General features: G+C 59.7%; 13 protein-coding genes. 12 read left to right on the forward strand and 1 reads right to left on the reverse strand.

Annotation, left to right across the window (positions count from 1 at the left end):
* Nucleotides 1–41 precede the first annotated feature (41 nt).
* Nucleotides 42–1,706: an electron transfer flavoprotein-ubiquinone oxidoreductase gene (locus tag CQ002_RS09820; RefSeq protein WP_034108303.1), complete on the reverse strand. Its 1,665-nt coding sequence runs from the start codon at nt 1,704–1,706 to the stop codon at nt 42–44.
* 522 nt (nt 1,707–2,228) lie between these two features.
* Here CQ002_RS09820 and CQ002_RS09825 point away from each other — a divergent pair.
* The 12 genes from CQ002_RS09825 to CQ002_RS09880 all read left to right on the forward strand — a co-directional run bounded on the left by CQ002_RS09825 (nt 2,229) and on the right by CQ002_RS09880 (nt 12,027).
* Entirely contained in the window at nt 2,229–2,978 is a 750-nt protein-coding gene (locus CQ002_RS09825) for an electron transfer flavoprotein subunit beta/FixA family protein (RefSeq protein ID WP_024076934.1), read from the forward strand.
* A gap of 2 nt (nt 2,979–2,980) precedes the next feature.
* Nucleotides 2,981–3,910: an electron transfer flavoprotein subunit alpha/FixB family protein gene (locus CQ002_RS09830; protein WP_034108301.1), complete on the forward strand. Its 930-nt coding sequence runs from the start codon at nt 2,981–2,983 to the stop codon at nt 3,908–3,910.
* Between the two features lie 73 nt (nt 3,911–3,983).
* Nucleotides 3,984–4,799, forward strand: coding sequence for an ABC transporter substrate-binding protein (locus tag CQ002_RS09835; RefSeq protein ID WP_034108300.1), 816 nt, complete (start codon nt 3,984–3,986; stop codon nt 4,797–4,799).
* A 9-nt stretch (nt 4,800–4,808) separates the two neighbouring features.
* Complete coding sequence (locus tag CQ002_RS09840) at nt 4,809–5,171, forward strand: DUF4398 domain-containing protein (RefSeq protein WP_034108298.1); 363 nt, start codon at nt 4,809–4,811, stop codon at nt 5,169–5,171.
* Entirely contained in the window at nt 5,168–5,983 is an 816-nt protein-coding gene (locus tag CQ002_RS09845) for an OmpA family protein (RefSeq protein WP_034108296.1), read from the forward strand. The genes CQ002_RS09840 and CQ002_RS09845 overlap by 4 nt, the downstream gene beginning before the upstream one ends.
* A gap of 248 nt (nt 5,984–6,231) precedes the next feature.
* A complete protein-coding gene (locus CQ002_RS09850; protein ID WP_017527404.1) occupies nt 6,232–7,671 on the forward strand; it encodes a PLP-dependent aminotransferase family protein in 1,440 nt (479 codons plus the stop codon).
* Between the two features lie 104 nt (nt 7,672–7,775).
* On the forward strand, nt 7,776–8,243 hold the full coding sequence (locus CQ002_RS09855) for a translation initiation factor 2 (protein WP_105162739.1): 468 nt from the start codon (nt 7,776–7,778) through the stop codon (nt 8,241–8,243).
* Between the two features lie 162 nt (nt 8,244–8,405).
* On the forward strand, nt 8,406–8,660 hold the full coding sequence (locus CQ002_RS09860) for a YkgJ family cysteine cluster protein (RefSeq protein ID WP_034108292.1): 255 nt from the start codon (nt 8,406–8,408) through the stop codon (nt 8,658–8,660).
* 41 nt (nt 8,661–8,701) lie between these two features.
* Nucleotides 8,702–9,307 carry an START domain-containing protein gene (locus CQ002_RS09865; RefSeq protein WP_098467227.1) on the forward strand — a complete coding sequence of 202 codons (606 nt, stop codon included), beginning with the start codon at nt 8,702–8,704 and terminating at the stop codon, nt 9,305–9,307.
* A gap of 103 nt (nt 9,308–9,410) precedes the next feature.
* A complete protein-coding gene (locus CQ002_RS09870; RefSeq protein ID WP_015885396.1) occupies nt 9,411–9,647 on the forward strand; it encodes a hypothetical protein in 237 nt (78 codons plus the stop codon).
* 213 nt (nt 9,648–9,860) lie between these two features.
* Nucleotides 9,861–10,202, forward strand: coding sequence for a ribonuclease E inhibitor RraB (locus CQ002_RS09875; protein WP_015885395.1), 342 nt, complete (start codon nt 9,861–9,863; stop codon nt 10,200–10,202).
* 415 nt (nt 10,203–10,617) lie between these two features.
* On the forward strand, nt 10,618–12,027 hold the full coding sequence (locus CQ002_RS09880; protein WP_034108288.1) for a circularly permuted type 2 ATP-grasp protein: 1,410 nt from the start codon (nt 10,618–10,620) through the stop codon (nt 12,025–12,027).
* Nucleotide 12,028: the final 1 nt, after the last annotated feature.

Consider the following 12,028-nt stretch of genomic DNA (forward strand, 5'->3'; position numbering starts at 1 on the left):
CGGCAGGACGATGAGGGCCACAACCAATAATCGATGCCGCCTTACATATTCGGGTAAGTCGGCCCGCCCGCGCCTTCTGGCGTGACCCAGGTGATGTTCTGCGAAGGGTCCTTGATGTCACAGGTCTTGCAGTGCACGCAGTTCTGGGCGTTGATCTGGAAGCGCTTCGCGCCGTCTTCCTGAGTGATCACTTCATACACGCCGGCCGGGCAGTAGCGCTGCGCCGGTTCATCGTAGAGCGGCAGGTTGGTGCCGATCGGGATGCTCGCGTCTTTCAACTTCAAGTGGCACGGTTGCTCTTCTTCGTGGTTGGTACCGGAGATGAACACCGAGCTCAACTTGTCGAAGCTCAGCTTGCCGTCGGGTTTGGGGTAATCGATCTTCTTGCTGTCTTTCGCCAGCTTGAGGCAGGCGTAGTCCGGCTTGGTGTCATGCAGGGTGAACGGCATCTTGCCGCCCATGATGTTCTGGTCGAACCAGTTGAAGCCAGCGCCGATGATCGGGCCGAACTTGTGCATCGCCGGGCCGAAGTTACGGCTGGCAAACAGTTCTTCGTAGAGCCAGCTGGACTTGAAGCTGTCGACGTAAGCGGTCAGTTCATCACCGCCTTCGGACTCGGCAAACAGACGGTCGGCCACGGCGTCGGCGGCGAGCATGCCGGACTTCATCGCGGTGTGGCTGCCCTTGATCTTGGCGAAGTTCAGGGTGCCAAGGTCGCAACCGATCAGCGCGCCGCCTTTGAAGACCATCTTGGGCAACGAGTTCAGGCCGCCTTTGCAGATGGCACGGGCGCCGTAGCTGATGCGCTTGCCGCCTTCGAGGTACTGGGCCAGCACCGGGTGGTGCTTGAGGCGCTGGAACTCATCGAACGGCGACAGGAAGGTGTTGCTGTAGGACAGGTCCACGATCAGGCCGACCACCACCTGGTTGTTTTCCAGGTGATAGAGGAACGAACCACCGGTGTTCTCGGCGCTCATGATGTCCAGCGGCCAACCGGCGGTGTGTACCACCAGGCCTGGCTGGTGCTTGGCCGGGTCGATTTCCCAGATTTCCTTCAGGCCGATGCCGTAGTGCTGGGCGTCGGCGTCGCTGTCCAGGTTGAAACGCTGGATCAGTTGTTTGCCGATATGCCCGCGGCACCCTTCGGCGAACAGCGTGTATTTGCCACGCAGTTCCATGCCCGGGGTGTAGACGCCTTCTTTTGGATGGCCTTCGCGGTCAACGCCAAGGTCACCGGTGATGATCCCGCGCACCACGCCGTTTTCGTCGAACAGCGCTTCCTGGGCGGCGAAGCCTGGGTAGACTTCCACGCCGAGGTTCTCGGCCTGCTGGGCGAGCCAGCGGCACAGGTTACCGAGGGAAATAATGTAGTTGCCTTCGTTGTGCATGGTCTTGGGCACAAAGAAGTCGGGCACCTTGGTGGAGGCTTCCGGGCTGCGCAGTACATAGATGTCATCGCGCACCACGGGGGTGTTGAGCGGGGCGCCGAGTTCTTTCCAGTCCGGGAACAGTTCGTTCAGGGCGCGTGGTTCGAACACGGCACCGGACAGGATATGCGCGCCGACTTCGGAGCCTTTCTCGACCACGCAGACGCTGATTTCCTTACCGGCTTCGGCGGCCTTCTGCTTCAGTCGGCAGGCGGCAGACAGTCCCGCCGGGCCAGCGCCGACGATGACCACGTCGAATTCCATGTATTCGCGTTCCACAGGCTATCTCCTACTCAAGGCTCAACAGGCTTTTTTTCTAATGGGTGGAGGTTCGGTGTCGTGTCCATCATCACTGTGCCAAATGGCAGGGGATGACCCACCTTTCTCTCTAGGTGGCGCATTATATCTACACCACTGTCAGCGTCCAATACAAACGTTTGTTTGAATTGCCCGCAGGCTAGGTAAATCAAAGAGGCGCGGCTTATGACTGGCTATTTTGCCGTATTGACCAGAATAGGTGTTCCGGTCAATATACGGTCGGTTTTGCGCTTACCGTAGGCAGACAGCAGGTTTCAAGAGCACGTCCAAAAGCAAGACAGGTGACGCGTGCCCAAACAATGGCGCGCAGTTTACACGCTGCGATAAAGAATGACCTCTCAGTCACCACTGACGAACGGTCGTCATTTCCCGTGAGCAAGGTCATCCGCCGACGTTTTTGGAGGTGCCCTTGTGTGCCGATGAGCATCAACCGCCAGGTTCGCCTAGGCGACTTTCTTTTCACCGGAGAGTAACGAGGAATCCATGAAGGTTCTTGTAGCTGTCAAACGCGTTGTCGATTACAACGTGAAAGTTCGCGTCAAGGCGGACAATTCCGGCGTCGACCTCGCTAACGTCAAAATGTCGATGAACCCTTTCTGCGAAATCGCCGTGGAAGAAGCCGTACGCCTGAAAGAGAAAGGCGTGGCGACTGAAATCGTCGTGGTTTCCATCGGCCCTACCACGGCTCAAGAGCAGCTGCGTACCGCGCTGGCGCTCGGCGCCGACCGCGCTATCCTGGTCGAGTCCGCTGAAGAGCTGACCTCCCTGGCCGTGGCCAAGCTGCTCAAAGCGGTTGTCGACAAGGAACAGCCTCAGCTGGTGATCCTCGGCAAACAAGCCATCGACAGCGACAACAACCAGACTGGCCAAATGTTGGCTGCGCTGACCGGTTACGGCCAGGGCACCTTCGCTTCCAAGGTCGAAGTGAGCGGCGACAGCGTAGCTGTTACCCGTGAAATCGACGGCGGCGCGCAGACGGTTTCCCTGAAACTGCCGGCCATCGTGACCACTGACCTGCGTTTGAACGAGCCGCGCTACGCGTCCCTGCCAAACATCATGAAAGCCAAGAAGAAGCCTCTCGAAGTGCTGACTCCGGATGCTCTGGGCGTTTCCACCGCCTCCACCAACAAGACCGTCAAGGTTGAAGCACCGGCTGCTCGCAGCGCGGGCATCAAGGTCAAGTCGGTGGCTGAACTGGTCGAGAAACTGAAAAACGAAGCGAAGGTGATCTGATCATGGCTATCCTCGTAATCGCCGAACACGACAACAAGGTGCTGGCCCCGGCCACCCTTAACACCGTGGCCGCTGCCGCTAAAATCGGTGGTGACATCCATGTATTGGTAGCAGGTCAAGGCGCTGGCGCCGTGGCTGAAGCCGCTGCGAAAATCGCGGGCGTGAGCAAAGTCCTGAACGCTGACAACGCCGCCTATGCTCACCAGCTGCCGGAAAACGTTGCCCCGCTGGTTGCAGAGCTGGGCGCTGGCTACAGCCACATCCTGGCTGCCGCCACCTCCAACGGCAAAAACATCCTGCCACGCGTTGCCGCGCAGCTGGACGTTGACCAGATCTCCGAGATCATCTCGGTAGAAAGCGCCGACACCTTCAAGCGTCCGATCTATGCCGGTAACGCCATCGCTACCGTACAGTCCAACGCTTCGGTCAAAGTCATCACCGTACGCGCCACCGGTTTCGACCCGGTTGCTGCTGAAGGGGGTTCGGCTGCCGTTGAAGCCGTTGCGGCTGCCCACGATGCTGGCACTTCCAGCTTTGTTGGCGAAGAGCTGGCCAAGTCGGATCGTCCTGAGCTGACCGCTGCCAAGATCGTCGTTTCCGGCGGTCGCGGCATGCAGAACGGTGACAACTTCAAGCACCTGTACGCCCTGGCCGACAAGCTGGGCGCTGCGGTCGGCGCTTCCCGCGCGGCCGTCGACGCAGGCTTCGTACCCAACGACATGCAGGTCGGCCAGACCGGCAAGATCGTTGCGCCACAGCTGTACATCGCCGTCGGTATTTCCGGCGCGATCCAGCACTTGGCCGGTATGAAAGACTCCAAAGTGATCGTTGCGATCAACAAGGACGAAGAAGCGCCGATCTTCCAGGTGGCTGATTACGGCCTGGTGGCGGACTTGTTCGAAGCCGTACCTGAGTTGGAGAAGCTGGTCTAATCCAGTCGCTTCACTTATAAAGAGCCCGGTCCTTGTGACCGGGCTTTTTTTTGACTTGCTGGAGACACTTGCCATGGAACTGCGTCCCTGGACCGTACTGCTGGGCCTCACACTGCTGCCGAGCCTGTCGCTGGCCGCTGGCAAATGCGACCGCCTGGTGATCACCGGCAGCCCGGACGCTCCGCCTTTGCTCTGGCGTGACCCGCAAGACCCCACGCACCTGATCGGCGCCACCGCCGATGTGTTGCAGCAGGTGGCCAAGGACCTTGGGTTGAAAATCGACCTGCTCTACGGTGGCAAACGCGCCCTGGCCCTGGACGAAGTGCGCAGCGGGCGCATGGATATCCTGGCCGATGCGCCGCTGAACCTGGGTGAGCTGGAAACCCTCGACTACATCCACCCGGCGCTGGTGCAGCTCGACTACCTGGTGTGGACGCGCAAGGATTCAGCGCTGGCCTACACCACGGCGGCCGATCTGCACGGGCACAAAGGTGCAGTGTCGGAGCGCGCGCGCTTGAGCGCTGCCTTCGAAACCTTCGCCGGCCAGCAACTGAGCCTGCAACGCCTGCCGTCCCTGACGCCGGCATTCCAGAAGCTGCTGCTGGGGGAAGTGGACTACGTGCTGGCCGGGCGTTATTCCGGCATGGCCATGGCGCAGACGCTGGGCATGAGCAATGACCTGGTCGCCCGTGACGTGCCCATTGATCAGCCGGGCCTGTACCTGGCGATTTCCCACAACTCGGCCTGCAATGATCCGTGGTTGCGCGGACAGCTCGCCAAAAAGATGACAGAATTGCCGACGTCCGGTGTGGCGGAAACCGCGCTGCAGCGCAATCTGGAGCGCTGGAAGGCGCAATTGCAGCAACCCGTCGGCACCCCAACAAAGTAGGGATTTTCAGTGACTCTTCGACCTCTTTTCGCGGCCCTCGCCGTTGTCGCTCTGGCGGGATGTGCAGCCGATCCTGCGCCGAATGAACAAATACGCCTCACCCAGCAAGCCCTGGAGCAAGCCAATGCGGTGGGGGCCAGCGCCGATGAATCACCCGAACTGAAACTGGCCGAAGACAAATTCGCCCAAGCCAAGGCCGACATGGCCGACCAATCCTACAAGGACGCACGCATGCAGGCCGAGCAGGCCGAGCTGGACGCGCGCCTGGCCGAAGCCCAAGTGCTGACCCGCAAGAGCCAGGAACAACTGAACGTGCTTAACACCCGCATCACCCGCCTGCGCAAGCAATTGCAGTTGGGGGAAGCCCAATGAGCCCGATGATCCGTGGTTTGGGTGGTGCCGTGCTGCTGGGCACTGCGGTCTTGGGTGGTTGCGCCAGCCATCCGAGCGGCGAACAGGCCTTGCAGCAAGCGGGCAGCGACTTTCAGAAGGTCAAGGAAGACGCCAATGTGTTGCGCATTGCGCCCAAGGACGTGATTCGCGCCGGGGAGTCCCTGGCCCGCGCCGACCGTTTGTCCAGCTACTGGGGCAGCGGCGCCGACGTGGTGCATTACGCCTACCTCAGCCAGCGCTACAGCGCGATTGCCCGCGAACACACCGAGCAGGCGCTCAACGAAGAGCGCGGCGCCAAGCTCGAACTGGAGCGCCAGCGCCTGCAACTGGCCCTGCGTGAAAGCAAGTTGATCAGCGTGCAGCAACAGGGCAAATGGCTCGAAGAGCAGATTGCCAGCCTGGCCACCACCCAAACCGATCGCGGCCTGGTGATGACCCTGGGCGACGTGCTGTTCGATACCGGTGATGCCGAGCTGAAAAACTCGGCTAACCGCACCGTGCTGAAAATCGTCCAGTTCCTGCAACTGAACCCCAAGCGCGTGGTTCGTATCGAGGGCTATGCCGACAACACTGGCGGCGAGCAGGAAAACCTCAAACTGTCCCGCGACCGTGCGCAGTCGGTGGCCGACGTGCTCGTGGACCTGGGGATCGACGAAAAACGCATCCAGGTTGAAGGCTACGGCGACCAGTACCCGGTCGAAGCCAATGCCTCCGAGCGGGGCAGGGCGCAGAACCGTCGGGTAGAAATCGTGTTCTCGGACGAGAAAGGCCAACTGGGCGCCGCGCGCTAACGCCTCGCAAAGATCGGATGTGGGAGGGGGCTTGCCCCCGATAGCGGCGTGCCAGCCACCGACAGGTTGACTGCACCTCCGCCATCGGGGGCAAGCCCCCTCTGACATTTTCAGGTGTACGCCCTTACAGTTTTTACTGTCACTCCCGCCCGCGCTCGACTATTGTGGCAACTGTCCCCGTACACTTCTAAACTGTGCCGGTATGTTTCACACAAAAATAAAATACCCGTGAAATCGAGTGCTGCGTCATGACCAATCTGTTGCTTTACCAGCGTATTGCCCAGCAACTGGCTGAGGATATCCGGCGCGGTGTCTATCAACCGGGCGAGCGCGTGCCTTCGGTGCGCAAGATGAGCTCGCAGTTGAACGTGAGCCACGCCACGGTGTTGCAGGCCTACGCCAACCTGGAAGACCAGGGGCTGATCCGGGCACGGCCGCAGTCCGGCTATTACGTGCACCAGACACCCGCACTCACGGCACCAACGCCGGACATCGCACGGGTCGAGCGCCCGGGGTTGGTCACCCGCAGCAGCATTATCCAGCAGGTATTGGGCGAGTCACGCCGTGAAGGTGTGTTCCCGTTGGGCGCCGCCGTGCCGAGCGTGGATTACTTGCCGGTACGCGCTCTGCACCAGCAGTTGGCCAAGGTCACGCGGTTCCAGAGCCCACGGGCCTTCAGTTACATGTTCAGCCCCGGTTTCGAGCCGCTGCGCCGCCAGGTAGCGATCCGCATGCGCGATGCGGGCGTGGTGGTGGACCCTTCCGAAGTGGTGATCACCCACGGTTGCGTCGATGCCTTGCAGATGTCGCTGCGGGTGCTGACACGGCCTGGCGACCTGATTGCCGCAGAATCACCGACGTATTACGGCTTGCTGCAGTTGGCCGATCTGCTGGGGCTCAAGGTCATCGAGATACCGAGCGACCCGTCCACCGGCATGAGTCTGGAAGCCTTGCAACTGGCGGCTAACCAATGGTCGATCAAGGCCTTGGTACTGACCACGCGCCTGAGCAACCCGCTGGGTGGCACCATGCCCGAGGAGCGGCAAAAACAGTTGCTGCGCCTGGCCTCGGATTTCGATATCCAGATTGTCGAAGACGATATCTACGGCGAACTGATGTTCGAACTGGGTCGCACCAAGGCCCTGAAAGCCTATGACCGCCTCGACCGCGTGATCTATTGCTCGAGTTTTTCCAAGACGCTGTCCCCCGGTGTGCGTATCGGCTGGATGATCGCCGGCAAGTACCAGCAGGAAATCCAGCGCCTGCAGATGTTCAGCACCCACTCCGCGTGCAGTGTCACCCAGATGGGCGTCGCGGCTTACTTGGAGAATGGCGGCTACGACCGGCATTTGCGCTACATCCGTCAGGAATACCGCAAGAACCTCAGTGCCTTCCAATTGGCGGTGCAGCAGTATTTTCCGGAGGGCACGCAAATGACTCGCCCGACCGGCGGTTTTATCCTGTGGGTCAGTTTGCCGGGTCGGGTCAATACCCAGGAACTGCATGTGCGTGCGCTGCAACAGGGCATCAGCATTGCGCCAGGCTTGATCTTCAGTAATACCGAACAGTTCAACCACTGTATTCGGCTCAACTGCGGCACGCCGTGGAACCGCGAGGCAGAGCGCGCGCTGATGACGCTTGGGATGCTCGCCAGCCAGTTATGCCAAGAGACGGCGGCCGGCTTTTGAGGCACAAAAAAGGGACAACTCCGATAGCTGGCTAGTCACCGCGCTTGTCATGCCGTGCACAACAAGCGAGCATATGTCCCTCTGCCGTTAATGCTGTAGGCAATATGACTCCGATTTTTCGCGCTGTTTTGGTGATTGGCCTCGCAGGCCTGTGCAACGTCGGCACAGCGCTGGCGGCGGCCCCTGTGAGCGAACCCAAGCCCGCCGCGAGCGCCGAGCAGAAGACCCCCGTGAAGAAGCCCGCGTCCGCCGTCAAGAAAAAAACGGCGACGGCCAAGCAGCGTGCGGCGAGCAAGTCCAAGTCCCGCGAAGTGGCTCAGACGCAATTGCCACCAGCACAGTTGGACCTTTCGCTGCCTTCGGACATGGTCAGGCACTTGCAGCCCATTGGCACCATGCCCAAGCCCAAGAGCGTGCCCCTGCTGCCGCCGATGTTCGGCGAGAAGCCCACTGACAACAGTGCATTCCAGATCAACGGCCGCCTGCTCAGCAATGAGATGAGGCTGCAATTGCGCAACGAAGAGCGGCGCGATGTAGAAGGTGCCGCACTGGACTTCGAGTTCAAGCAGTAAACTTTTCCCACAAACGTGACGCGGCTCCTCGACCACCTGTCGCAGACTGGTCAGTCACTTTTGTTTTCTGCGAAAAACCCCTGTTAGACCATTTTAAAACGGCTGTTTTAGGGCGTACTCTAGCCCGGCCATCCACATTGAGTCGTCGAGGACCTGCTGGTCATGAATTGCCGTGAAGGCTGTGGCGCTTGCTGCATCGCCCCCTCCATCAGCTCGCCATTACCGGGCATGCCAGACGGCAAGCCGGCTGGCGAACGCTGCCTGCACCTGTCGGTCGAACACCTGTGCCTGCTGTTTGGGCAACCTGAGCGTCCGTCGGTGTGCAGTGATTTCAAGGCAGATATCGAGGTCTGCGGCACCGACCAGGCCGATGCGATCCGCTTGATCGGCTGGTGGGAGCACATGACGGCGGCTTGATGGGCTTTATTATCGGAACTTCCACAATAAGGAATACAACAATGGGTTCGCTGAAACGAATGGCTGTGTTGTGCGGTTTTACGGTGTTGTTTGCTGCCACTGCCCAGGCTGAGGATTGGCAAGTCGCCAAGGACGAAGACGGTATCAAGGTGTCCCTGAGCGAAATTGCCGGTTCCAAGTACAAGGCCTATCGCGGTGTGACCACGATCAAGGCACCGGTGGCCAAAATCGTCGCACTCCAGGAAGACGTGGCCGGCGCGTGTGCCTGGATCCACGAGTGCAAGTCCCAGAAGCTGGTCGACAAGAAAGGTGACGAGAGCTGGACCTACACCCAGTTCAAAGCGCCGTTCCCCGTGACGGACCGCGATTCCTACTTGCATATCACCACCACCAAGGCGGCTGACGGCACGCTGACTCGTAAGCTCGAAGGCGTCCCGACCTACAAGCCTGAAGAAAAAGGCTACGTACGGGTTGCCCAGGTCGATGGCTTCTGGAAACTCGTGCCAAAAGGCGACAACCAGACCGAAGTCACTTACCAGGTGCACACCGAGCCAGGTGGCAGCGTGCCTTCTTGGCTGGCCAATAAGTTTGTGGTGGACGCGCCGTTCAACACCTTGAAAGCCTTGAAAGAACACGCTGAAAAATAAGCGCAATTGATCCGGTGCCTCCTGACGCGAGTGGAACGTTTGGCGAACCCTCAAGGTCCAGATAGTGGTAAGCCCACACACGGGTTTTATCGAGGAGGCACCGATGCAAAAGTGGCAGATTACCTTCGTTGATGATCACGGCGTTCAGTCGGTCGAGCAGTTCACTTGCGACCAGAAGCCCAGCCTCGAAGATGCGGCACACATGATTCGCAACAAACTGGTGCCCGTCGCCGCTGAGTTGGACCTCAATGACCTGGAGGGCCGCAAGCCCGAGCCTACGGTCAAGATCCTCAAGGACCAGAACAGTATCCAGATCCTCGACATCTCCCCCGCTGCCTGAACATTCCCTGTACGCACCTAAGGCGCCTCTGGTGGAGGTGATAGCTTCGCGCTACTCTGCAACTGAGATCAGCGAATGAATCGCTAAGGTCTGGTCTTGTCAGCTACATGCTTGTTTTCCAGCGGTGATGTTTTTGCCGTAGTCCCCACGCCAGTAAGGCGTGGGCTTCGGGAAGCACGGAAAGTCTATCCATCAATTCGAGGAGCACTTTTCATGAGCACAGCCTATCAAGAAGACATCAGCACCAACGTTCTGCGCCGCATGAAAGAAGGCGGTTTCGACTTCTCGCGTTTTCACCCCATCGAGTTCTACGCCATTTTCCCGGATGAGGAACGGGCGCGCAGGGCTGCGGGTGAGTTTCGTGGGGAATCCCTGAATGCCCAGGTCAGTGCGCGCGACGATGGCGCCTGGTACCTGGAACTGAGCAAAATCATGTTCGCCACCTACGACGGCATAGGAGACTTCGAGCAAGACTTTGAGGCGGTGGTCGAGCCGCTGGGCGGAATCATCGAAGGATGGGGCGTCAAGCAGGAGGTGCGTGGGTTACCCATGTAGCGGCATTTTATGAGCAACACAGTGTATCGGCTGACCTTTTGGGTCGGCCGATTTTGTTTGTGGGGTGGGAAAACTATCCGGAACTTGTGCGCTCTTTTTTCGCACCAAAAAAAAGGCCACCCAAGAGGGTGGCTTAAAGGGAAGAGCGGTTCGCTGAAGCTGTAGGACGCGTCCTGTTCAGCAGATGGAACCGATTATCCGCATGCTTGCCCGGGCAGTGAAATCAACTCTGACTATGCTGTTGATAGTCAAAGCCTGCATTGCGATGAAGCGTGCGGCCATGCGCCGGGCATTCTGCGCACCAGGACGGTGCAAATGGATTCTGGTGGTAATTCAACTCACTGATTTCTAAGTGTTTATGCCGCTGGCACGGGCCTTGCGACGGTTCCTTCGCCCGGGTGACAAGGAGTTCGGCATGATCCGCACTTATTACGATGAAATGTACGACGGGGCAGGGCAGGTCCGGCCTCACTACCGCGAGTTCGCGCGCTGGCTGGCCGAAACGCCTGCTGAGCTACTGGCTCAACGCCGGCGCGAAGCCGATTTGCTGTTTCACCGCGCCGGGATCACCTTCACGCTTTACGGCGACGAGCAGGGCACCGAGCGCCTGATTCCCTTCGACACCATCCCGCGCAGCATTCCTGCCAGCGAATGGCGGATTGTCGAGCGTGGCTGTATCCAACGGGTCAAGGCGCTGAATATGTTTCTCGCCGACCTGTATCACGAACAACGCATCATCAAGGCAGGGATCATTCCCGCCGAACAGGTGCTGGCCAACGAACAATACCAACTGGCCATGCAGGGCCTGGACTTGCACCGCGACCTGTATTCGCACATCTCCGGCGTCGACCTCGTACGCGATGGCGACGGCACGTATTACGTGCTCGAAGACAACCTGCGTACGCCCAGCGGCGTCAGCTATATGCTTGAAGACCGCAAGATGATGATGCGGCTGTTCCCCGAGCTGTTCGCCGCCCAGCGCATCGCGCCCATTGATCACTACCCCAACCTGCTGCTGGATACCCTGAAAAGCTCCAGCCCCCTGGACAACCCGAGCGTGGTCGTGCTGACGCCAGGACGCTTCAACAGCGCGTTCTTCGAACATGCCTTCCTGGCCCGCGAAATGGGCGTGGAGCTGGTGGAGGGCGCGGACCTGTTCGTGCGCGATGACCGTGTCTTCATGCGCACCACCGACGGCCCCAAGGCCGTGGACGTTATCTACCGTCGCCTTGATGACGCATTCCTCGACCCATTGGCCTTCAATCCCGATTCCATGCTTGGTGTACCCGGCCTGCTTGCGGCCTATCGCTCCGGCAATGTGGTGCTGGCCAATGCCATCGGCACCGGGGTGGCGGATGACAAGTCGGTGTACCCCTTCGTCACCGAGATGATCCGTTTTTACCTGGATGAAGAACCGATCCTCAAGAACGTTCCGACCTTCCAATGCCGCAAGCCTGACGAACTTTCCCACGTATTGGCTAACCTGCCCGACCTGGTCGTCAAGGAAACCCAAGGCTCCGGCGGCTACGGCATGCTGGTCGGCCCCGCGTCGACAGCGGCAGAGATCGAGGCCTTCCGGGCGCGTATCAAAGCCAAGCCCCACGCCTATATCGCCCAGCCCACGTTGTGTTTATCCACTTGCCCGACCTTTGTCGAAAACGGCATTGCGCCACGCCATATCGACCTGCGCCCGTTCGTGTTGTCCGGCAAGGAAACCCGTGTAGTCCCTGGCGGCTTGACCCGCGTGGCGTTGCGCGAAGGCTCGCTGGTGGTCAACTCGTCCCAGGGCGGTGGCACCAAAGACACTTGGGTGGTGGAGGACTGAT

Source organism: Pseudomonas sp. MYb13, assembly GCF_002980075.1.
In the GTDB taxonomy this organism is placed as follows: Bacteria; Pseudomonadota; Gammaproteobacteria; order Pseudomonadales; family Pseudomonadaceae; genus Aquipseudomonas; species Aquipseudomonas lurida.